This is a genomic window from Streptomyces sp. NPDC001204, from assembly GCF_053598035.1.
Genome location: NZ_JBSFJL010000014.1, coordinates 98,383 through 121,144 on the forward strand (window position 1 = coordinate 98,383; position 22,762 = coordinate 121,144).

A 22,762-nucleotide genomic window follows, 5' to 3' on the forward strand; every position below is an offset into this window, starting at 1 on the left:
CGGGCTACGACCCCAGGATGGACGCCAGGAACTCCCCCACCCAGCCCAGCAGTTCACGGCCGACCAGCGGCTTGCCGCCGATCTTCGCGGTCTTGGGACGGGGCACGAGGACCTGGTGGACGGCCGGCTTGATCACCGAGCCCGGGTAGAGGCGCTTGACGCGCAGCTCCTGCGACTCGCGCAGATCCACCGGGGCGAAGCGGATGTTGTTGCCCTGGAGGACGATCTCGCCGACACCGCAGGCCCGGGCGAGCATGCGCAGCCCGGCCACCAGCAGCAGGTTCTCCACCGGCTCGGGCAACTTGCCGTAGCGGTCGGTGAGCTCCTCGCGGACGGCCTTGATGTCCTCCTCGGAGTTCGCGGAGGCGATGGACCGGTAGGCCTGAAGGCGCAGCCGCTCGCCGGGCGCGTAGTCGTGCGGGACGTGCGCGTCGACCGGCAGCTCGATCTTGACCTCGAGCGGCGGCTCCTCCTCGATCTCCCCCGTCTCCAGTTGCCGCCGGTAGTCCGCGACCGCCTCGCCCACCATCCGCACGTACAGGTCGAAGCCGACGCCCGCGATGTGCCCGGACTGCTCGCCGCCCAGCAGGTTTCCGGCGCCGCGGATCTCCAGGTCCTTCATCGCCACGTACATGCCGGCGCCCATCTCGGTGTGCTGCGCGATGGTCGCCAGGCGCTCGTGGGCCGTCTCCGTCAGCGGCTTCTCCGGCGGGTACAGGAAGTAGGCGTACCCGCGCTCGCGGCCGCGGCCCACCCGGCCGCGCAGCTGGTGCAGCTGGGACAGGCCGAAGTTGTCGCCGCGCTCCACGATCAGGGTGTTGGCGTTGGAGATGTCGATGCCGGACTCGACGATCGTCGTCGAGACCAGCACGTCGAACTTCTTCTCCCAGAAGTCGACGACGACCTGCTCCAGGGCCGACTCCGACATCTGGCCGTGGGCGGTGGCGATGCGCGCCTCGGGGACGATCTCCCGCAGCCGGGCCGCGGCGCGGTCGATGGACTCCACCCGGTTGTGGATGTAGAAGACCTGGCCCTCGCGCAGCAGTTCGCGGCGGATCGCCGCGCCGATCTGCTTCTCCTCGTACGGCCCGACGAACGTCAGCACCGGGTGCCGCTCCTCGGGCGGCGTGGTGATCGTCGACATCTCCCTGATGCCGGTCACCGCCATCTCCAGCGTGCGCGGGATCGGGGTCGCCGACATCGTCAGGACGTCGACGTTCGCGCGGAGCTTCTTCAGCTGCTCCTTGTGCTCGACGCCGAAGCGCTGCTCCTCGTCGACGATGACCAGACCGAGGTCCTTGAACTTCGTCTCCGAGGAGAACAGGCGGTGGGTGCCGATGACGATGTCCACCGCGCCGTCCCCGAGGCCCTCCACGACCGTCTTCGCCTCGGTGTCGGTCTGGAAGCGGGAGAGCGCCCTGACGTTCACCGGGAACTGCGCGTACCGCTCGGAGAACGTGCCGAAGTGCTGCTGCACCAGCAGCGTCGTCGGGACCAGGACCGCGACCTGCTTTCCGTCCTGGACGGCCTTGAAGGCGGCGCGCACCGCGATCTCCGTCTTGCCGTAGCCGACGTCGCCGCAGATCAGGCGGTCCATCGGGACCGACTTCTCCATGTCCTCCTTGACCTCGGCGATCGTGGTGAGCTGGTCCGGGGTCTCCGCGTACGGGAAGGCGTCCTCCAGCTCGCGCTGCCACGGCGTGTCCGTGCCGAAGGCGTGCCCGGGTGCCGCCATCCGCGCGCTGTAGAGCTTGATCAGGTCGGCGGCGATCTCCTTGACCGCCTTCTTCGCCCGCGCCTTGGTCTTCGTCCAGTCGGCGCCGCCGAGCCGGTGCAGCGTGGGCGCCTCGCCGCCGACGTACTTGGTGATCTGCTCCAGCTGGTCGGTGGGGATGTACAGCCGGTCGCCGGGCTGGCCGCGCTTGGCCGGGGCGTACTCCACCACCAGGTACTCGCGGGTCGCGCCCTGCACCGTGCGCTGCACCATCTCGATGTAGCGGCCCACGCCGTGCTGTTCGTGGACGATGTAGTCGCCCGTCTCCAGGGTCAGCGGGTCGACGGTCTTGCGCCGCCGCACCGGCATCCGCGCGCCGTCCCGGCCGGCCGTCTTCTGGCCGGTCAGGTCGGTCTCGGTGAGCACGGCCAGCTTCAGCGCGGCGTCGACGAAGCCGTGGTCGATGCCGCCGCAGGCCACGTGCACGACCGACGGGGAAATCTGCCCGAGGTCCACGTCGAGGCGGGCCGCGATGCCCTCCCCGCCCAGCACCTCGACGGTGCGCGAGGCCGGGCCGTGGCCCTCGGTGACGAAGACCGCGCGCCAGCCGTCCGCGAGCCAGCCCTTGGTGTCGGCGAGCGCCTTCGCGATGTCCCCGCGGTACGTCTCGGGCGCGTGCATGCCCAGCTTGAGGGCGTCGCCGTCGTACGCCGTCTCGTCCGCGGCGAACGGCGACACCGACCACCACATCATGTCCAGCTCGCGCGCCCGGTCCCGGACGTCCGCGATCGACCACAGGGAGGCCGCGCCGAGGTCGATGGGCGCCTCGCCTCCGCCGGCCGAGGCCGCCCAGGACGCCTGGAGGAACTCCTGGGAGGTCGCCACCAGGTCCGCCGCGCGCGTGCGCACCCGCTCCGGGTCGCACACCAGGGTCATGGCGCCCTTGGGCAGCACGTCGAGCAGCAGCTCCATGTCGTCGACCAGGACCGGCGCCAGGGACTCCATGCCCTCCACGGCGATGCCCTCGGCGATCTTGCCCAGCAGCTCGCCGAGTTCGGGGTGCCGCTCGGCGAGCGCACGCGCCCGCGCGCGTACGTCCTCGGTGAGCAGCAGCTCACGGCAGGGCGGGGCCCACAGCCCGTGCTCGGCGACCTCCAGGGAGCGCTGGTCGGCGACCTTGAAGTACCGGATCTCCTCGACGTCGTCGCCCCAGAACTCGATGCGCAGGGGGTGTTCCTCGGTGGGCGGGAAGACGTCGAGGATGCCGCCGCGCACGGCGAACTCGCCGCGCTTCTCCACCAGCTCCACGCGGGAGTACGCGGCGGCGGCGAGGTCGTCCACCACGTCGTTCAGGTCCGCGGTCTGCCCTGTTCGCAGGGACACCGGCACCAGGTCGCCCAGGCCCTTGACCTGCGGCTGGAGCACCGAGCGCACGGGGGCGACGACGACCGAGACCGGGCCGGTCTCCGGATCGCCGGGGTTCGGGTGGGCCAGGCGGCGCAGCACGGCCAGGCGGCGGCCCACGGTGTCGCTGCGCGGGCTGAGCCGCTCGTGCGGCAGCGTCTCCCAGGAGGGGTACTCCACGACGCTCTCCGCCGGCAGCAGCGAACGCAGGGCCGCGACCAGGTCCTCGGCCTCGCGGCCGGTCGCCGTCACCGCGAGCACGGGGCGGGCGGCCTCACGGGCCAGGGCGGCGACGGTGAAGGGGCGGGCGCCGGGGGGACCGACGAGGTCGACGTGCATGCGGTTGCCGTCCGCCGCCGCGGTGATCGCTTCCGCGAGGGCTGGGTCCTTGACGACGGCGTCGAGCAGACCGTGCAGGCTCATGGGGGGCTTTCCGTCCGAATCCGTCCGAGGGTGGGCAACGCGAAGATCCCGACTCGTGCGGCGGGCCGGGGATTCCTTCAGCGTACGCCGCCGGGCTGACGTGCCGCGGGGGCTGTGGACAACCCCGGTCACGCCCCCGCCGCCCCTTCCGGCACAAGCCCGGTGCCGGGAAGTCCCCCTGACTTCCCGGCACCGGGCTCCACCGTGACCCCCGTCCACGGAGGGGTCGCGTCGCGCTCGCTACTCCGTCGCGATCGCGTTCAGTACGTTCATCCGGCCCGCCCGGAAGGCCGGGATCAGCGCGGCGAACAGGCCCACGAAGGCCGAGCCGATGAAGACTCCGGCGATCGTTCCCCAGGGGATCTCCAGGACCTTCAGGCCCTCCAGGGCGAGGAGCTTCTGGGCGGTCGCGCCCCAGCCCATGCCCAGCCCCAGGCCCAGCAGCGCGCCGAACAGGGCGATCACCACGGACTCCAGGCGGATCATGCGGCGCAGCTGGCGGCGGGAGAGGCCGATCGCCCGCATCAGGCCGATCTCCCTCGTCCGCTCGACCACCGACAGCGCCAGGGTGTTCACCACACCCAGGACGGCGACGATGATCGCCAGGGCGAGCAGGCCGTAGACCATGTTGAGCAGCTGGCCGATCTGGTTCTGCAGCTCCTCTTTGTAGTCGGTCTGGTCGCGCACGGTGTACTGCGGGTAGTCGTGCAGCGCGGACTTGAGCGACTGGTAAGCGGCGGTCTCCTGCCCGTCCTTGGCGGTGGCGAAGAGCAGCAGGTCGAGCGGCATCCGGTCGGCGGGCAGGTACTTCGCGGCCGTGGCGATCGAGACGTACATGGCGCCGTTGTCGATCAGGCCGTCGTCGCTGGTGACCGCGCGGACCGTGAGCCTGGCCGTCGTGCCGCCCTTGAAACCGACCTCGATCTTGGAGCCGGGCTTGACGCCGTGCTTCTTGGCGAAGCCCTCGGGGACGGACATCGAGTCGGACCGGTAGGCGTCGGCGAGCGTGCCCTCGACCGTCTTGGTGCGCAGGTCCTGGGCGTAGGTCGGGTCGGCCGCGTTGATCATCTCGTTCTTGGAGGTACGGCCGTCCGGCGTGGTCAGGGAGACGTCCACGAGCTTGTACTCGGTGACCCGCTCCAGTCCCGGGGCGTCCTTCACGGCCTTCACCGCCTGCGGGGTGATGACCTCGCCGTTGTCACTCTGGATGATGAAGTCCGTGCCGACGGTCTTGTCGAGCTGGTCGGTGGCGGAGGCGACCATCGAGGAGCCGACCACCGACAGGCAGGCCACCAGGGCCAGTCCGATCATCAGCGCGGCACCCGTGGCGCCGGTGCGGCGCGGGTTGCGCAGCGCGTTGCGCTCGGCCAACCGCCCGATCGGACCGAAGATCCGCAGCAGGACCACGCTGAGCACGCGGACCAGGCCGCCCACGAGCAGCGGGCCGACGACGACGAGGCCGATCAGGGTGAGCACCACGCCCAGGCCCAGCCACGCCGAGCCCTGAGTGGCCTTGTCGGCGTTGGCCGCGGCGTACAGGCTCGCGGCGCCGGCGCCGGTGAGGACCAGGCCGACGACGGCCCGTACGGTTCCTGCCCTGCCGTCGGCCGGGGTCCCCGCGTCGCGCAGCGCGGCCATCGGGGAGACCTTGCCGGCCCGCCGGGCGGGCAGGTAGGCGGCGAGGACGGTGACGACCACGCCGAGGACCAGGCCGATCACGGGGGTGGTCCAGGCGACCGTGAGGTCGTCGGTGGACAGGTGCATGCCCATCTGGCTCATGAGCTTCATCAGGCCGACCGCGATGCCGACGCCCGCCCCGACACCGAGCACCGAGCCGACCACGCCCAGCAGCAGCGCCTCGACCAGCACGGACCGGTTGACCTGGCGGCGGGAGGAGCCGATGGCGCGCATCAGGCCGATCTCGCGGGTGCGCTGGGCGACCAGCATCGAGAAGGTGTTGATGATCAGGAAGATGCCGACCAGGAAGGCGATTCCGGCGAAGCCGAGCATCCCGTACTTCATCACGTTCAGGAAGCTCTCGATGTCCTTCTGGTTGGCGTCGGCGACCTCCTTGGCGGTCTGCACCTTGTAGCCGGCGCCGAGCGCGGAGGCCACGTTCTTCTTCAGCTGCTCGTCGGTGACGCCCTCGGCGGCCGTCACGTTGACGTTCGTGTACACGCCGGTCCGGCCGACCAGGGTCTGCTGGGCGGTCCTGGTGTCCAGGTAGAAGATCGCCGCGCCGGGGTTGGTGACGGTGAAGGCGGCGATGCCGGACACGTGCGCGCGGTGGGTGCCGACCGCGGTGATCAAACCGATCTCGTCGCCCAGCTTCAGGTGGTGCTTGTCGGCGGTGTCGGCGTCGACCATCACCTGGTCCGGGCCCTTGGGCGCCGCACCGGAGGTGATCTTCATGGTGCGGGAGTCGTTGTCGTTCCAGTTGCCGACGATGGTGGGCGCGCCGCTGCTGGGCGACAGCTTGTCCTTGTCGGCGTCGACGACGGTCACCGAGGTGGAGAACACCGTCCCCTCGGCGGCCCGCACGCCCTGGGCCCGGCGCACCTCGCCGAGCACGGAGGCCTGCATGACCGGCGGCCTGCCGGTGCGGGAGGTGGTCTCACCGGTGTCGGACGAGGCCTTGGCGCTCACCGTCACGTCCGAGGCGGTCGCCTGGAACAGCTTGTCGAACGTGGTGTTCATGGTGTCGGTGAACACAAGCGTGCCGCACACGAAGGCCACCGACAGCAGCACGGCGACGGCCGACAGCGCCATGCGTCCCTTGTGCGCGAAGAAGTTGCGCAGGGAGGTCTTCACGACGGTCATGACGTACGCCCCCGGGCGTCGAAGTCCTTCATGCGGTCCAGGACCTGATCGGCCGTCGGCTGGTTCATCTCGTCGACGATCCGGCCGTCGGCGAGGTACAGCACGCGGTCGGCGTAGGAGGCGGCCACCGGGTCGTGCGTGACCATCACGATCGTCTGGCCGAGGTCGTCCACGGACCGGCGCAGGAAGCCCAGCACCTCGGCGCCCGCGCGGGAGTCCAGGTTGCCGGTCGGCTCGTCACCGAAGATGATCTCGGGCCGGGCGGCCAGGGCCCGGGCCACGGCGACGCGCTGCTGCTGGCCGCCGGAGAGCTGGTTGGGCCGGTGCTTGAGCCGTCCCGCGAGGCCGACGGTCTCCACCACCTGCTCCAGCCACTTCCGGTCCGGCTTGCGGCCGGCGATGTCCATGGGCAGGGTGATGTTCTCGAGCGCGTTCAGCGTGGGCAGCAGGTTGAACGCCTGGAAGATGAAGCCGATCCGGTCCCGGCGCAGCTGTGTGAGCTTCTTGTCCTTCAGCCCGGTGATCTCCGTCTCGTCCAGGAAGATCTGACCGCTCGTCACGGTGTCGAGACCGGCGAGGCAGTGCATCAGCGTGGACTTGCCGGAGCCCGAGGGGCCCATGATCGCGGTGAACCGGCCGCGGGCGATGTCCACGTCGACGTGGTCGAGGGCGACGACACGGGTCTCCCCGGCCCCGTACGCCTTCACGACCTGCCGCGCCCGCGCGGCGACGGCCGTAGTCCCTCCAGTACCCCCGTGCCTGGGAATGGTCACAGCCGTTGTCACGTCAAGTCTCCTATGTCGGTCTGGTGGTGAAACGCGTCTGGTGGCGAGTGGCATCTGCCGGTGAATCGCGGTGGTGGGCCGCGTTCGATGGAACGAGTCGGTGCGTGTACGTCGTGCGCTGCGGTACGCCGTCGAGTCTGGTCGACGGGGGGTGTCCGGCGCGCTGGTGCTCAGCGCAGTCTTCTCCGGGGGAAAACCCCACCCCCGCCGCTCCGGCGTACCGCCCCCCGCGGCGTAAAGCCAGGTTAAGGACCGCCCCCGTCCCCGCTCGTCCTCCGTCGGTACGAACCCTCCCCGACCCCGGGTACGGAGCTTCCCCTAGGGGGCCTCCCCCCATGGGTGGACACGTTCTCAGGGTCGCCTCCGCCTCCCGGACTCCTCAGCCTCCGCCCTCCCGCCACGTGAAGGTCGAGTGGGAAGCTGTCCGAGGCAGATGGATGCAGGGGGAAAGGATCCGGGGTGGGCAGCACCGAACCCGCGACACGGCAGGCCGTTCGACCCGGCGCGACCGACCGGCGGGGCGCGGTCGTCGCCGCGCTCATGCTGGCCATGGCGCTGGCCGCCCTCGACTCGACGATCGTGTCGACGGCCGTGCCGCAGATCGTCGGGGACCTGGGCGGCTTCTCCGTGTTCTCGTGGCTGTTCTCCGGCTATCTGCTGGCCGTGACGGTGACTCTGCCCGTCTACGGCAAGCTGTCCGACACCTTCGGCCGCAAGCCGGTGCTCGTCGCGGGCGCGGTCGTCTTCCTCGTCGGCTCCCTGCTGTGCGCCGGAGCCTGGAACATGGGCGCGCTGATCGCCTTCCGCGTCGTCCAGGGCCTGGGCGGCGGGGCGTTGCAGGGCACGGTCCAGACACTCGCCGCCGACCTGTACCCGCTGGAGCAGCGTCCGAAGATCCAGGCGAAGCTCTCCACGGTGTGGGCGGTGTCGGCGATCGCCGGACCGGCCCTGGGCGGAGTCCTGGCCGCCTATGCCGACTGGCGCTGGATCTTCCTGGTCAACCTTCCGATCGGCGCCGTCGCCCTGTGGCTGATCGTCCGCCACCTGCAGGAGCCCGAGCGGGAGCCGCGGTCACGCCCGCGCGTCGACTGGGCGGGCGCCCTGGCGGTGTTCGCGTGCGCGGGCGTCCTGCTCACCGCGGTGGTGCAGGGCGGGGTGGCGTGGCCGTGGCTGTCGGCGCCGTCGCTCGCCCTGTTCGGTACGGGGCTGGCGCTGGCCGCCGCGGTGGTGGTGATCGAACGGCGAGCGGCGGAGCCGATCCTCCCGGGCTGGGTGTGGCGCCGCCGTACGATCGCCGCGGTGAATCTCGCCCTGGGCGCGCTGGGGCTGCTGATGGTCGCCCCGACGGTCTTCCTGCCCACGTACGCCCAGTCGGTGCTCGGCCTGGCGCCGGTGGCCGCCGGTTTCGTCCTGTCGGTCTGGACACTGAGCTGGCCGGTGGCGGCCGCGCTCAGCCAGCACGTCTACCGGCGGATCGGCTTCCGCAACACCGCCATGCTCGGCATCGGCGCGGCGGCGCTGACCCTGTTCGCCTTCCCCTTCCTGCCCTACCCCGGCGCGGCCTGGCAGCCCGCCGCGCTGATGCTGGTGCTGGGCGCGGCCCTCGGCCTGTTCCAGCTCCCCCTCATCGTGGGCGTCCAGTCGACGGTGGGGTGGTCGGAGCGGGGCACCGCCACCGCCTCCATCCTCTTCTGCCGCCAGACCGGTCAGACGCTCGGGGCGTCCGTCTTCGGCGCGGTCGCCAACGGGGTTCTGGCCACCCGCCTCGGCGGCGCGAGCGACCTGGACTCGGTGACGCGGGCGCTGAGTTCGGGCACGGCGCCGGAGGCCACACGCCGGGCCATCGCGGACGCGGTCCACGCGGTGTACGTGGGAGCGGGGTGCGCGGCGGCACTGGCGTTCACGGTGCTGCTGGTACTGGCGCCGCGCCGCTTCCCGGTACTCAAGGAATGAGGCGGCCGGCCGCGGGGCGCTACTCGGCCCACGCTCCTTCCTTCAGCGCCGTGATGCTGTCCCGCACGGTGTCCATCTGGGCCCGTACGGCGTCCCACACCTCGCCGTGCTCCCGCAGTACCCGCTCGGTCTCGTGCTCGATCCGGTCCGCGCGCAGCCGCGCCTCGGCCAGCAGCTCCGCCGCCCGCTCACGTGCCTTTTCCGGTTCCAGCCGCGCAGCCTCCCACGCGTCGGCGAGGGCCTGCTCCGCCTCGGACAGCGCCGTCTCGGCGGCCGCCACCCGCTCGGTGTGGTCCACCTCCAGCGCGACCTGACGCTCCGTCGCCACCTGTTCCGCCTCGACCAGGGCGTCCGCCTGTTCGCGGGACTGCTCGGTGAGCATCCCGGACGTGCGCTGCCGCACCTCCCGCAGCGCAGCCAGTGCCTCGCCGCGGGACTCCTTCGCCTCGCGCCGCACGGAGATCCGGATGTCGTCGGCCTCCGCCCGGGCCCCGAGCAGCCGCTGCCGGGCCCGTTCGTTGGCCTCGGCGCGTACGGCGTCCGCGTGCGTCCGCGCGTCCTGGAGCACATCCTCCGCGTGCGTCCGCGCCGTCTCCAGCAGTTCGTCCGCCTCCTGCCGCGCCCGCTCCCGGACCCTCCGCGCCTCCTCGAGTCCCAGCTCGTACAGCCGCCGGGCGCCCTCGCCCAGCGACTCGTAGGTCTGCTCGCCCAGTCGCGCGACCCTCTCCCGCAGGACCGCGAGTTCCTCCTCCATGTTCCTGGCCAGGACGGTCAGCCGCGCGGCCCGCTCCCAGGCGGCGTCCCGGTCGCCGGAGAGGGAGTCCGCGTAGGCCTTCACCTGATCGGGGCGGTAGCCGCGTCCCCGTACGACCACGAAGCCGTGGTGCGACATCGGTGCGCTGCCCATCCTGGACCCCTCTCCCGCCGTCGGTGATTTCGCGCACATCTTGAGGGATTGGGCGGAAATGTTCATAACGCGACACTCCGGGCGCAACCGGCAGCCGGCCTCGCACACAAAAGGGGCCGGGCCCGGTCACACGACCGGGCCCGGCCCCTTGGTCCGAACGCTCACACGCTCACCTGCTCACAACAGCCCGTCCCACATCTGCTCCAGCAGCACCGACCACCAGCTCTCGGGCGAACCGAGCGCCGCCGGGTCGAGCGCGGCCAACTGCGCCTGGAAGTCGACGGTCCAGCGGCCCGCCTGCTCCTGGTTCAGGCCGAACCGCAGCCGCCACATCCGGCCGAGCAGCGCCAGGCAGCGCGCGAACTCCGGCAGACCGGTGTTCACGAACTGCGGCGCCACGGGCGCACCGCCCGGCCCCGCCTCCACGGGCACCGCCACGATGTTCGCCGTGCCGTACTGCACGCAGATCGCCTTGCCGAAGTCGCTGCCCATGACGAGGTAGGAACCCGCGTCCGACGCCGGCTGCACCCCGCGCTCGGCCGCCAGCTCCGCCAGCGTCGGCACCGGACGGCCCGGCTGGGCCTGCGCCCAGAAGAACGGACCCATGTCCATCGGCAGACCCGCCACCACCAGCGTGTGCGCCACGACCGGCGGTACGCCCTGCCGGGAGACCGCCGCCTGTTCGAACCGGAAGATCCCCGGCCCGAACGCCGCGGCGAGCTCCTGCGCGATCCCCTCCGGGGGGATCGGCGGTACCGGCTGCACCGGAGGCAGCGGCGCGCGGACCGGTCCGGGACGGGCCGGTCCGTCCGCCACCTGGTGCAACTCACCCTGGTGAGCGAGCAGTTGCTGCATGCCCTGCTGGCGGCTCGCGTGGTCGGTGCCGTACGGGGCGATGGACGCGATGCGGGCCTGCGGCCACTGCTCACGGATCATCCGCGCGCAGTACGCGCCCGGCAGCTCGCAGGACTCCAGCTCCGTGTGCAGTTCCAGGACCCGGTCCGGCGGCACGTTCATGGCCCGCAGTTCGTGGAAGATCTGCCACTCCGGGTGCGGCGTGCCGGGCGCGGAGCGCCGGATCAGCTGCTGCTCGGAACCGTCGTGCGCGCGGTAGCGCAACACGGCCTGGTAGCCGGGCCCGACGGTCGGCCGCCCCTGCTGGGGGTAGCCGTAGGCCGGGGGATGCTGCCCAGGAACAGGCGGCTGACCGGGCATCACCTGACCGGGCACGGGCGGCGCGCCCGGCGGCGGCACCGCGCCCGGCGGCATGGGCGGCGGGGTGCCCGGGGGCATGGGCGGCGGGGTGCCCGGAGGCATGCCAGGCGCACCAGGGCCGCCCGGGGCGCCGGCAGCGCCCGGGGGCGGCGGAGGCGTGTGGGGACCGCCCGAGGGGGGCGCGGCCAGCATCGTCTCCGCGTGGTGCACGGCTCCCGGAGCGCCGGGCATGCCCGGGGCTCCCGGAGGCACACCGGGGGCGCCAGGAACGCCCGGCCCGCCAGGGGGCGTCGGCGGCTGCGACGCGCCGGAGGCACCGGGCGGCTTGGGCGCTCCCGGAGCACCCGGAGCACCCGGAGCACCGGGCGGAGCCGACGGGGGCGGGGTGCCCCCACCGCTCTGGCCGGGGTCGGCGAACATCGTGGCGGCGTGGTGGACGCCGCCCGGGGGCGTACCGCCGGGCGCGCCCGGACCGGTGAGGCCCTCGGGCCCGTCGGGGCCGAGCGACGACACCATCTGGGTCGGCACGTAACCGCCCGCGGCGCCCGGAGGGGGAGGTGTGGACGGACCACCCGGCCGCGCGCCCGGCGTGCCCGGAGCACCCGGCGGCGGAGGCGTGGACGAACCGCCCCCGCGGCGCGGCGGAGGCGCCGCCTTACTGGTCGCGGCGTCGGCGATGTCACCGGCGTTGGACGCGAGCGGCCGCCCGTGACCGGTACCGCCCGGCGCCTGCACACCCGGTACCGGCGGCGGAGGCGGCGTACCCGGAGCCCCGGGACCACCCGGCCCACCCGGCCCCTGCGGATACCCGTACCCGGCATCCCCCACCGGCCCGGACGGCGGCGGAGGCGTTCCCGGAGCCGCGGGGCCACCCGGCCCCTGCGGAAACCCGTACCCGGCATCCCCCACCGGCCCGGACAGCGGCGGAGGCGTGCTGCCCTGCGGCACACCTGGCGGCGGAGGCGGAGGCGGAGCACCAGGAGCCCCAGGACCACCCGGTCCACCCGGTCCACCCGGTCCACCCGGTCCACCCGGTCCACCCGGTCCACCCGGTCCCTGCGGATACCCGTACCCCGCGCCCGGGGCGGGCGAAGTGCCCGGCGGGACCGGCCCGTTGGGCTCGTCGACCGCCGGTGCGAACGTCGTGCGCGGGAGCGCGCTGCCGCCCGCCATCAGCGCCGTCTTGGCGTCCGGCGGGGCAGCGGGCGGCGGGGTGTCGTCGTCGGAACCGCTCAGCGGCGGCGCGAACACGGTCGCCGGCAGCGGTACGGAACGGTCGTCGCCGGTGTCGGCGTTGGTGTCCGTACCCGCCCACGGGGTCGCCCCGGCCGGCGCACCCGCGCCCGCGGACGCGCCCAGCGGCACCCCGGCCTGCGTCTGAGGAAGCGGACCACTCCCGGCCGCCTCCGCCGGCGCGGTGGCGGCCGCGCCGCCCCCCGTGCCCGATTCGCCGCGCCGGTCCGGAATGCCCATCCGGTCCGCCGCCTCCTGAAGCCACTCCGGCGGACTCAGCAGGAAGGACGTCTGATTCAGGTCCACCCGCGCCGGCGGCGCCGGGGCCGCGGCGGCGGCCGGCTCGACCCGGCCGTACTCCTCCTCGTACCGGCGGACCACCTCGCCCACCGGCAGCGCGGGCCACAGCGTGGCCTCCCCGCTGTCCCGGGCGATCACCAGCCGCTGCGCGCCCCCGTCCAGGCGCGGGCCGCCCTCACGGTCCTCGGCCCACACCACGAAGCCCAGCTCGAACTCCCGTACCCGCACCTCGCGGTGCTGGTACGCGGGCACATCCCCGTTGATCCACTCCTCGGCGCGCTCCTGCGCCTGCGCGAACGTCACCATCGCTCGACTCACTCCCCCACCGACGAGACGGCCACGGCACGGACGAAACCGCCGTCCACCATCAGGTTCGCCACCGTCTCCAGCTCCGGCGGCGAACCCGCCAGCCGGGACAGGAACGCGTCGAAGTCCTCACCGCACGGCAGCAGCAGCCGCTGCACCCGCTCCGCCTGCGGCCAGGACGGATCCACGTCCCGTACGTCGTCGTACGCGCAGAACCACACCGAACCGGCCCGCTCGCCCTTCACCTTCACCGCGAGCAGTCCGCCCTGGACGAAGCCGACGGCCAGGTAGTCCTTGGTCAGATGGTCGCGCAGGCACTTGTTGACGTACACCAGGTCGTTGACCGCGGCTTCTTCGCGGACCGTGAAGAACGGCTGGTCGACCAGCAGTCCCAACTCCGCGTCCAGGGCGGTCCCGACGGGCGCACAGCCGCCCGCCGCCTTCAGGAACGAGCGGTAGGCGCCCGGCAGCCGGTACCCGAGGTCCTCCTCGACCCCCTGCACCTGTTGCTCCGACACCGCGGCACCCGACTTCGGCAGCCGGAAGTGCGCCGGCCGCGTCTCCTGCAGCGGGCGGGTGCCCCGCTTGTTCTGGTCGACGTTCGCGGTCGCGATCCCGCCGTGGTGGCGCAGCAGCGCCTTCACCTCGACCGGGACCAGTTCCAGGCGCCGGGAGCCGGCCACGTGGTGCCACGTCCAGCCGTGCGGGGTCGCCACGTTCGGCACCGTGTCCCACAACTCGTGCCCCGACGCCGCCATCGCCGCGTTCGCGGACACGTAGTCCGTCAGGCGCAGTTCGTCGACCCCGAACCCCTGCGGCGGCTCCGCGATCTCCACCGCGGCCCGCGCGTACGGCGAGAAGTCGGGGAAACCGTGGTCGTCCACCCGCACCCCTCTCGGGTGACGTGCGGCCCGGACCGGATCCGGGAAGTGCACGACCTGCCCGGCATAGGCCGCGTTCGGCGGCGCGGCCTGTCCCCCAGCCTGGCGGCCGGGTGGTACCCCAAGCCCGAGCCGACCTGTCGTCATGGCTGTTGCCCCCTGCGGCACTCTGTACGGCCCACGGCGACCGGCTCGCTGCTCCGCCCCGCCGAGGCCCGTATCCCTACTACTCTCCAACGCGTCCACCGCGCGCGTCGCGGCGTGCCGACAGCCTATGCGGTACGACGTCACCGGTCACCGGGCCGCCACCCGCCGGCCCGGCCTTGCCGTGACCAGCCGTCACCTTCCAGTGACGCACTGCCCCGGACGGGGTGTGTCACACCGCCCCAGCTTCCGCAGCAGCCACGCCATTTGGCACTCTGTGAGTTTCCGGGGGATGCACGGGAGGGAAAAACGATCATGAACGCGACGCAGACGGGATCGCACACGAGCGCCTCCGGCGACCCCAGAGTCGGCTGGAGCAGCGCCGAGACACCGCACGCGCCCGCGCTCCGCCACCGCCGGGACGGCATTCTCCCGACCGTCGCGGCCGCCCTCTCCGTGCGCGGCGCCACCCTCACGGGCACCGCCGCCCGAGGCGAGGAGCCGCCCGCCCTGCACCCCCTCGTCCAGGACTTCCTCGACGCCCTCACCAGCGCCCAGCGCGACCGCTTCACCGGCCGCTGCGCCGAGACCGTCCTGATCTCCCGGCACATCACCGCCGCCGACGCCGCCCGGAGCAAACGTGCCTCCCGCAAACCCATGAGCAACGGCGAGGCCCGCAAGAGCCTGAAACACGCCAAACTCACCACCCGGCGCATCCGCGAGGACGGCGACCCCCTGCACGGCGGCTTCGCCGGCCCCTGCCGGGCCTGCACCGCGCTCAGCGCCCACTTCGGCGTCCGCATCGTCGACCCCGCCGCCGGGAGGAGCTGACCCGCCCGGCCACGAGACCCCCCGGCCGCGGTCGCCGCGAAACCCCCCACGACCGCACCACCCGCCACGGCCCCACCCGCCGCGGCACGATCCACGAACGAAGGGCAGATGCACGCCGACCGCGCCTCCTTCCCCGAACCCTCGGCTCCTCCCCATGGGCAGGGGGGAACACCGGCTCGCTTCGCCGCACCCGTCGACGCCACGCTGCGCGCCGCCGGCTGGCAGCCGGGACGGTGGGACATAAAGCAGGCCGAGGTGTGGGCCGACGCCCTGCGCGAGCACCTCTCGCCCGCCGGCCACCACCACTCCGTGTTCCCCGCCGCCGTCGAGGCCTGGGCGGAATTCGGCGGCCTGCGCGTCTCGCCCACCGGGCCCGGCCGCCGGATCGCTCCCGCCGCCCTCGACCTGGATCCGCTGCACGGCCTCCACATGGCCCGCACCCTCGGCGACCTCGGCCGCGCCCTGGACACCGAGGTCTGCCCGCTGGGCGCCGAGACCGACAGCCGGTCCCTGCTCGCCATCGACACCGAGGGCCGCGTCTACGCCCTCGACCACACCGGCGACTGGTACCTCGGGCCCGACATCGACCAGGCCCTGTCGGCCCTCATCTCCGGCACGGAGCCCGTACGGCTCACCACGGGCTGAACACCCGTACGGCTCGCGGTGGGCGGGACCCACCGCGCACCGGACGGAAGCGCCGCTACGACGCCGGGATCACCGCCGACACCCGGAAGCCTCCCGCATCCGTCGGCCCCGACACGAAGACACCGCCCAGCGCGACGACCCGCTCCCGCATACCGAGCAGTCCGTTCCCGCCCGACGGCAGCCCCGCCGACGCCGACGCGGGCTCGGGCGGCGGCTCGTTCTCCACCTGCATCGCGATCTCCGCCGAGCGATGCGCCAGCCGCACGTACGTCTTCGCCCCCGCCGCGTGCTTGTGGACGTTCGTCAGCGCCTCCTGCACCACGCGGTACGCCGTCTGCTCGACCTCCGCCGCGTACGGGCGGACCGTGCCCTGCACCGACAGGTCCACGGCCATCCCGGCGGCAGCCGACTGCCCGACCAGCTCGTCCAGCTCCGACAGGCACGGCCCCTCGGGCGTGCCGCCGGCGGCCCGGGAGGCCGCGGCGGCCGCGGCGGCCCCCACAGCGGCGAGCGGCACGGCGTCCGGCGCACCGGGCGCACCCTGCTCCGACGCCTCCGTCTGCGCCTGTGCCCGGCTCTGGGCCTGGACCTGAGCCTGGGCCTGGGTCTGGGCGGGCCCCTCCGTGCTGCGCAGCACCCCGAGCATCTCCCGCAACTCGGTCAGCGCCTGCCGCCCCATGTCCCCCACCAGGGCCGCGTTCCTCACCGCCTTCTCCGGATCCTTGCGGGCCACGGCCTGCAACGCTGCGGCGTGGACCACCATCAGACTCACCCGGTGCGCGACCACGTCGTGCATCTCCCGCGCGATCCGGGTCCGCTCCTCGTTGCGGGCCCACTCGGCCCGCTCCTCCGCCCGCTCCGCGAGCAGCTGCAACTCCCGTTCGAGACTGTCCGCCCGCTCCCGCAGGCTCTCCATCAACCGCCGCCGGGCCCCGACGTAGAGGCCGAGAAGAAGGGGAGGGGCCGTCAGCCCGAGCGAGGTGGTCACCGCGGCGAACGGCACGAACCAGTTGCCGAGGGTCAGGTCCCCGCGCGCCATGTCCTGGCGCACCCGCACGAACGTCACGATCATCGTCCCTAGCAGGGACATCCCGGCCAGCGCGGCGATCACCCTGCGTGGCAACTCGCACGAGGCCAGGGTGTAGAGCCCGACGATGCCCATCAGGAAGCCCATCTGGGCCGGCGTGATGGCGATCGCCACCAGCACCACGGCGATCGGCCACCGCCGCCGGATGAGCAGAACGGACCCCGCCAGCACCCCGAACACGATCCCCAGGGACGCCGGAATCCCCGCGTCCCGGGCGAACGGCACGCCCTCGGCCCCGCACTCCAGCGCGGACACCAGCGCCAGCCCCCCGTCGAGCGCGGCGCTGCGCCGGCGCGCCCACCACCACGGCCCGGTCGGGACCGCCTCGTGGTCTTCCCCCGTCGTGGTCATGGCTCCAGCCTACGGGCGCCGGCCGGGGCATTTCCGGTGAGTTCCGGGTACCGGACCCCAGCACACTCCGTAATCGAATAACAGCGAAACCAGTCGGTATCCCTCGAACTGCTGAACCATGCCCCGTTCGAGATCGGAAGCGGACATTCCACCCGAACCGCAGGCCCGTTCCGGCGGCCGGCGGGACGGAATCGTGGCCCGGACCCGGGTACGTCTCCGGTAAGGTCTGAAGCGCTGTCCCCCGTGGTGTAACTGGCAGCACACTGGTTTTTGGTACCAGCAGGACAAGGTTCGAATCCTTGCGGGGGAGCCGCGGTGCACACGGTCCCGGTCCGGGTCCCGCCCCCACGGGTCGGGACCCGCTCTCATATCTCCCCACAACCGCCCCGGTATCCTGCGGATGTCCACCCCCACCCATCCACAGCCGAAGGGCATCCCGTGAGCGCCATTCGCCCGGCAGCCGTCGTCGTTCTCGCAGCGGGTGAGGGCACCCGTATGAAGTCGGCCACACCGAAGGTCCTGCATGAGATCTGCGGCCGGTCACTGGTGGGCCATGTGCTCGCCGCCGCACGTGAGTTGAAGCCGGAGAACCTCGTCGTCGTGGTCGGGCACGCTCGGGAGCGGGTGACCGAGCACCTGGCCGAGGTCGACTCCGAGGTCCGCACCGCCGTGCAGGAGAAGCAGAAGGGCACCGGGCACGCGGTCCGGATGGGCCTCGAGGAGCTCGGCGGGCCCGTCGAGGGAACCGTGATCGTCGTCTGCGGCGACACTCCCCTCCTCACCGGTGAGACCCTCCAGCGGCTCGCCACCACGCACCAGGAGGACGGCAACGCCGTCACCGTGCTCAGCGCGGAGGTGCCGGACGCGACCGGCTACGGCCGGATCGTCCGCGACGCCGGCACGGGCGCCGTGACCGCGATCGTCGAGCACAAGGACGCCACCGAGGCCCAGCGGGCGATCCGGGAGATCAACTCCGGGGTGTTCGCGTTCGACGGGCGGCTGCTCGCCGACGCGCTGGGCAAGGTCCGGACGAACAACAGCCAGCACGAGGAGTACCTCACCGACGTCCTCGGGATCCTGCGCGAGGCCGGGCACCGGGTCGGTGCCTGCGTGGCCGGCGACCACCGGGAGATCGCCGGGATCAACAACCGGGTGCAGCTGGCCGAGGCGCGGCGGACCCTCAACGACCGCCTCCTGACGAACGCGATGCTCTCGGGTGTCACGGTCGTCGACCCGGCGACCACCTGGATCGACGTGACGGTGACCTTCGAGCAGGACGTCGTCGTGCACCCCGGCACGCAGCTGCACGGGACGACCCGGCTCGGCGAGGGCTGCGAGGTGGGCCCCAACAGCCGGCTGACGGACACCCGGGTCGGCGCGGGGGCGCGGGTGGACAACACGGTGTCCGACGGCGCCGTGGTGGGCCCGCGGGCCTCCGTGGGGCCGTACGCGTACCTGCGGCCGGGCACCCGCCTCGGAGCCAAGTCCAAGGTGGGTACGTACGTCGAGACGAAGAACGCCTCGATCGGCGAGGGGACCAAGGTTCCCCACCTGTCGTACGTCGGTGACGCCACCATCGGCGAGTACACGAACATCGGCGCGGCGAGCGTGTTCGTGAACTACGACGGGGAGAGCAAGCACCACACGACGGTCGGCTCGCACTGCAAGACCGGGTCGGACAACATGTTTGTGGCTCCCGTCACGATCGGGGACGGCGCCTACACCGCCGCCGGGTCCGTGATCACGAAGAACGTACCGCCCGGTTCGCTGGCCGTGGCCCGTGGCCAGCAGCGGAATATCGAGGGCTGGGTGGCTCGCAAGCGCCCGGGAAGCGCGGCGGCGAAGGCGGCCGAGTCGGTATCCGGACAGCCGGAGGGCGAAGCCTGACCGGAAACCGGCACGCTGAAGACGGCGTACCGTGATAAGTGCAGCCCGCCCCCAAGTGCAGCCCACCACGTTGCGAACCACCCGCTGAGGAGACACTGCTGTGACCGGGATCAAGACGACCGGCGAGAAGAAGATGATGTTCTTCTCCGGCCGCGCCCACCCCGAGCTTGCCGAGGAAATCGCCCACGAGTTGGGCGTCGGGGTCGTCCCGACGAAGGCGTTCGACTTCGCGAACGGCGAGATCTACGTGCGTTATCAGGAGTCGGCCCGCGGCGCGGACTGCTTCCTGATCCAGAGCCACACTGCTCCGATCAACAAGTGGATCATGGAGCAGCTGATCATGATCGACGCGCTGAAGCGCGCGTCGGCCCGCTCCATCACGGTCATCGTGCCGTTCTACGGTTACGCGCGGCAGGACAAGAAGCACCGGGGACGTGAACCGATCTCGGCGCGTCTGATCGCGGATCTGATGAAGACCGCGGGTGCCGACCGCATCCTCACCGTGGATCTGCACACGGACCAGATCCAGGGCTTCTTCGACGGGCCGGTGGACCACCTGTTCGCGCTGCCGCTGCTGGCGGACTACGTGGGCAACAAGGTCGACCGTTCGAAGCTGACGGTGGTGTCCCCGGACGCCGGCCGGGTGCGGGTGGCGGACCGCTGGTGCGACCGGCTGGGCGCGCCGCTGGCGATCGTGCACAAGCGGCGTGACAAGGACGTGGCGAACCAGGTCACCGTCCACGAGGTCGTCGGTGATGTGAAGGGCCGCATCTGCGTCCTGGTGGACGACATGATCGACACCGGCGGCACGATCTGCGCCGCGGCGGACGCCCTGTTCGCGCACGGCGCGGAGGACGTGATCGTGACGGCGACGCACGGTGTGCTGTCGGGTCCCGCGGCGGACCGGCTGAAGAACTCCAAGGTGAGCGAGTTCGTGTTCACCGACACGCTGCCGACGCCGAACGAGCTGGAACTGGACAAGATCACGGTGCTGTCCATCGCGCCGACCATCGCGCGTGCGGTGCGCGAGGTGTTCGAGGACGGCTCGGTCACGAGCCTGTTCGACGAGCAGTGAGCATCAGACCCTAGATCGTTTTGGGTCCGGCCTCCCGCTCCGAGTAGACTGCTTCAGTTGCTCGGCGAGGGAGGCCGTACTCGTTCTCGAGGTACGGCGATCCGTTATCGACGCGCTCTTCGTAGCAGGCCGTTCGTGGCCGGGTGACCCCGACCGTTTTCCGTGTACCTCTACGAGGAGTGAAGAGCATGTCCGAGGTGAAGCTCGCCGCCGAGACGCGCACCGAGTTCGGCAAGGGTGCCGCCCGCCGTGTCCGCCGTGAGAACAAGGTTCCCGGTGTGCTGTACGAGCACGGCATGGTGCCGATCCACCTGACGCTGCCGGGTCACGAGCTGCTGATGGCGCTGCGTACGCCGAACGTCCTGATCTCGCTGGACATCGACGGCAAGAGCAACGAGCTGGCGATTCCGAAGGCCGTGCAGCGCGACCCGCTGAAGGGCTTCCTGGTCCACGTGGACCTGCTGATGGTCAAGCGCGGCGAGCGCGTCGTCGTCGAGATCCCGGTCGTCGCCGAGGGCGAGCTGGCCCCGGGCGGCAACCTGCTCGAGCACGTCCTGACCGCGCTGCCGGTCGAGGCCGAGGCCACGCACATCCCGGACACCCTGCCGGTGTCCGTGGCCGGTCTGTCGGCCGGTGACGCGATCCTCGCCAAGGACATCAACCTCCCCAACGGCGTCAAGCTGGCCGTCGAGGAGGACACCGCGGTGCTCCAGGTGCTGGCCGCGCAGGCCGAGGAGGCCCCGGCGGGCGAGGAAGGCGAAGAGGCCGCGCAGGCCTGAGCCCGACCGTCGCCGTCTCGTCAGCCGCCGCTTCCCTCGGGGGGCGGCGGCTGGCGCGTATGACGCGTATTGAGGAGACATGGACGTGACGACCTCCGCGAACGCCCCCTGGCTGATCGTCGGCCTCGGCAATCCCGGACCGGAGTACGCCATGAACCGGCACAACGTCGGGTTCATGGTGGTGGATCTGCTGGCCGACCGGATCGGGGGCCGGTTCAAGCGGGCGGGCAAGGCGCAGGCGCAGGTGGTGGAGGGGCGGATCGGCCCTCCCGGGCCGGAGAGCCGCCGGGTGGTGCTGGTGAAGCCGATGTCGTTCATGAACCTGTCCGGCGGGCCGGTGAACGCGCTGCGCGACTTCTACAAGGTGCCGCTCGCGAACGTCGTGGCGGTGCACGACGAACTGGACATCGACTACGGCGTGCTGCGGCTGAAGCTGGGCGGCGGCGACAACGGCCACAACGGGCTGAAGTCGATGACGAAGGCGATGGGCCCGGACTACCACCGGGTGCGGTTCGGGATCGGACGTCCGCCGGGCCGTATGCAGGTGGCCGACTTCGTGCTGAAGGACTTCTCCTCCGCCGAGCGCAAGGAGCTGGACTACTTCGTGGACCGGACGGCGGACTCGGTGGAGTGTCTGCTGGCTGAGGGGCTGGAGCGGGCGCAAAGCGCGTACAACTCCTGACTTGTCCTCCCGCCGCACCCCCTGGAGTTGACCGGTCGTAGCGACATGGCCAATGATCCCGGCCATGCCTGCCGCCACCGCCACCCGTTCCCGTCAGGCCTCCCACGCCGCGCTCCGGTTCGGGCGGGTCGCGGCCATGGGCACCGTCACGGCGCTGATCCTCATCGCGGGAGTGTGGGCGTCCTGGCGCACCGCGCCGTACGTGATGCTCACCAAGGGACGTGAGCAGGGCACGGTCGCGGTGACGCGGTGCGACGGCGACACGTGCACCGGGCCGTACACACCGGTCTCGACGGGGTCGAAGGGCCGCGCCCAGGTGGTGATCGACCACACCGTGGCGGTGCGCAAGGGGCAGACCTACAGCGTCGTCGTGAAGCCGGGTACGGACGAGGTGGTCCGCTCGGGCCCGGCCGGGATCCTGTACGCGTGGGCCCCGCTGGGCGGTGCGCTGCTGCTGGCCTCGGTGGTCGTGGCGGGCGGACTGCGGCGGACCCGGGCGGCGTGGGTGCTGGCCGGGTCGGGGGTCGCGCTGCTGACGGCGGTCTTCCTGGCGTTGTGAGCCACCCCGGAACGGGCTGTTCCCATGCCGGTGGGCCGGCCGGAGGGCATCGCCCGAAGCCCGGCCGATGAACAGGTCGCCCCGATCGAGCAGGAATCGAGAAGCCGGGCCGCGGCGCGGGCACGTAGCGTGGATACGACACCGCGGCCTCGCGGCGGGGCGGGCCGCTGCCTCAAGGAGAGCTCATGCCGTACACCGTAGACTTCGCGAACGTGTCCACCGTCGGCCTGGCGTCGTCCCCGGTGGCGGAGGCTCTCGCGGGACTACGCGCCAACGAGGCGCGCTATTACAAGAACAAGTACGACCACGTTTTCACCGTCAGGCCCGCCGGCGAGGCACCGGAAGTGCTCGACTGGGTGACCCGCATCCTCTCCGAGGAGCGGGACATCGTCATCTCCGCCCGTCCGCTCGAGGTGGCTTCCTTCGAGGTGGACGGGTTTCGGATGGCTTACGTGTTCTACGAGTCCGGGCTGTCGATCAACGTGATGTACGGCATCGATGACGGAACGAAGCGCGCAGTGGGGTTCAAGCTCTCGGAAGGCATGGAAGTCCCCGAGGAACTGGCTTCACGTTTCAAGTTCGCGCGCCAGAAATCGAAGCTGGCCGGAGTGATCCGCGGCTCCTTCTTTGTGATCAAGGGCACGTACTGAGCCCGGAGGGCCGGGCGGCTGGTCCACGCGGTCCGCGACACCTCCATGACCAGTAAGCCTCCATGACCAGTAGGAACGGGAGCCTGCCCCGAAGGGCAGGCTCCCGTCGTACATGCCGCGCGTCAGTGCGT

Annotated in this window: 16 protein-coding genes and 1 tRNA gene; 10 read left to right on the top strand and 7 right to left on the bottom strand. The window is 71.9% G+C overall.

All coding sequences use genetic code 11. The features are described 5' to 3' along the window. Positions 1–4: 4 nt before the first annotated feature. The 3 genes from mfd to ACWC91_RS20690 form a co-directional block, all read right to left on the bottom strand. On the bottom strand, positions 5–3,541 hold the full coding sequence (gene mfd / locus ACWC91_RS20680) for a transcription-repair coupling factor (RefSeq protein ID WP_225074808.1): 3,537 nt from the start codon (positions 3,539–3,541) through the stop codon (positions 5–7). A 240-nt stretch (positions 3,542–3,781) separates the two neighbouring features. Further along, complete coding sequence (locus ACWC91_RS20685) at positions 3,782–6,361, bottom strand: ABC transporter permease (protein ID WP_450643889.1); 2,580 nt, start codon at positions 6,359–6,361, stop codon at positions 3,782–3,784. Then, on the bottom strand, positions 6,358–7,146 hold the full coding sequence (locus tag ACWC91_RS20690) for an ABC transporter ATP-binding protein (RefSeq protein WP_225074806.1): 789 nt from the start codon (positions 7,144–7,146) through the stop codon (positions 6,358–6,360). Before ACWC91_RS20690 ends, ACWC91_RS20685 begins: the two co-directional genes overlap by 4 nt. Positions 7,147–7,605: 459 nt before the next feature. Between ACWC91_RS20690 and ACWC91_RS20695 the strand changes: the two genes are divergently transcribed. Next, positions 7,606–9,099, top strand: a complete 1,494-nt coding sequence (locus tag ACWC91_RS20695; protein ID WP_450643890.1) for an MFS transporter — start codon at positions 7,606–7,608, stop codon at positions 9,097–9,099. A gap of 19 nt (positions 9,100–9,118) precedes the next feature. On the opposite strand, the gene ACWC91_RS20700 is transcribed toward ACWC91_RS20695, so the two are convergent. The 3 genes from ACWC91_RS20700 to ACWC91_RS20710 all read right to left on the bottom strand — a co-directional run bounded on the left by ACWC91_RS20700 (position 9,119) and on the right by ACWC91_RS20710 (position 14,088). Further along, a complete protein-coding gene (locus ACWC91_RS20700) occupies positions 9,119–10,006 on the bottom strand; it encodes a cellulose-binding protein (RefSeq protein ID WP_450643891.1) in 888 nt (295 codons plus the stop codon). 177 nt (positions 10,007–10,183) lie between these two features. Next, positions 10,184–13,060, bottom strand: coding sequence for an SUKH-4 family immunity protein (locus ACWC91_RS20705; RefSeq protein ID WP_450725998.1), 2,877 nt, complete (start codon positions 13,058–13,060; stop codon positions 10,184–10,186). An 8-nt stretch (positions 13,061–13,068) separates the two neighbouring features. Then, positions 13,069–14,088 carry an SMI1/KNR4 family protein gene (locus ACWC91_RS20710; RefSeq protein ID WP_225074802.1) on the bottom strand — a complete coding sequence of 340 codons (1,020 nt, stop codon included), beginning with the start codon at positions 14,086–14,088 and terminating at the stop codon, positions 13,069–13,071. A 312-nt stretch (positions 14,089–14,400) separates the two neighbouring features. Here ACWC91_RS20710 and ACWC91_RS20715 point away from each other — a divergent pair, with 312 nt between their 5' ends. Together ACWC91_RS20715 and ACWC91_RS20720 are read left to right on the top strand one after the other, a co-directional pair. Then, a complete protein-coding gene (locus ACWC91_RS20715) occupies positions 14,401–14,916 on the top strand; it encodes a YwqJ-related putative deaminase (protein ID WP_225074801.1) in 516 nt (171 codons plus the stop codon). Between the two features lie 108 nt (positions 14,917–15,024). Then, positions 15,025–15,561: an SUKH-3 domain-containing protein gene (locus ACWC91_RS20720; protein ID WP_225074800.1), complete on the top strand. Its 537-nt coding sequence runs from the start codon at positions 15,025–15,027 to the stop codon at positions 15,559–15,561. Between the two features lie 55 nt (positions 15,562–15,616). Here the strand turns inward: ACWC91_RS20720 and ACWC91_RS20725 are convergent, their stop codons facing one another. Further along, positions 15,617–16,999 (bottom strand): sensor histidine kinase, encoded by a 1,383-nt coding sequence (locus ACWC91_RS20725; RefSeq protein ID WP_376500212.1) that lies wholly within the window; start codon positions 16,997–16,999, stop codon positions 15,617–15,619. Positions 17,000–17,236: 237 nt separating this feature from the next. On the opposite strand from ACWC91_RS20725, the gene ACWC91_RS20730 reads away from it, so the two are divergent. The 7 genes from ACWC91_RS20730 (at position 17,237) to ACWC91_RS20760 (ending at position 22,631) form a co-directional block, all read left to right on the top strand. Then, positions 17,237–17,309 (top strand) — tRNA-Gln (locus ACWC91_RS20730). Positions 17,310–17,437: 128 nt separating this feature from the next. Then, positions 17,438–18,886 carry a bifunctional UDP-N-acetylglucosamine diphosphorylase/glucosamine-1-phosphate N-acetyltransferase GlmU gene (gene glmU, locus ACWC91_RS20735; protein ID WP_225074798.1) on the top strand — a complete coding sequence of 483 codons (1,449 nt, stop codon included), beginning with the start codon at positions 17,438–17,440 and terminating at the stop codon, positions 18,884–18,886. Between the two features lie 100 nt (positions 18,887–18,986). After that, positions 18,987–19,961, top strand: a complete 975-nt coding sequence (locus ACWC91_RS20740; RefSeq protein WP_225074797.1) for a ribose-phosphate diphosphokinase — start codon at positions 18,987–18,989, stop codon at positions 19,959–19,961. Positions 19,962–20,149: 188 nt separating this feature from the next. Next, positions 20,150–20,740 (top strand): 50S ribosomal protein L25/general stress protein Ctc, encoded by a 591-nt coding sequence (locus ACWC91_RS20745; RefSeq protein WP_225074796.1) that lies wholly within the window; start codon positions 20,150–20,152, stop codon positions 20,738–20,740. A 79-nt stretch (positions 20,741–20,819) separates the two neighbouring features. Next, on the top strand, positions 20,820–21,422 hold the full coding sequence (gene pth / locus ACWC91_RS20750; protein ID WP_225074795.1) for an aminoacyl-tRNA hydrolase: 603 nt from the start codon (positions 20,820–20,822) through the stop codon (positions 21,420–21,422). A 52-nt stretch (positions 21,423–21,474) separates the two neighbouring features. Beyond that, positions 21,475–21,981, top strand: coding sequence for a hypothetical protein (locus tag ACWC91_RS20755; protein WP_225074794.1), 507 nt, complete (start codon positions 21,475–21,477; stop codon positions 21,979–21,981). Positions 21,982–22,166: 185 nt separating this feature from the next. Further along, positions 22,167–22,631: a hypothetical protein gene (locus ACWC91_RS20760; RefSeq protein ID WP_225074793.1), complete on the top strand. Its 465-nt coding sequence runs from the start codon at positions 22,167–22,169 to the stop codon at positions 22,629–22,631. The last annotated feature ends 131 nt before the right edge of the window (positions 22,632–22,762 follow it).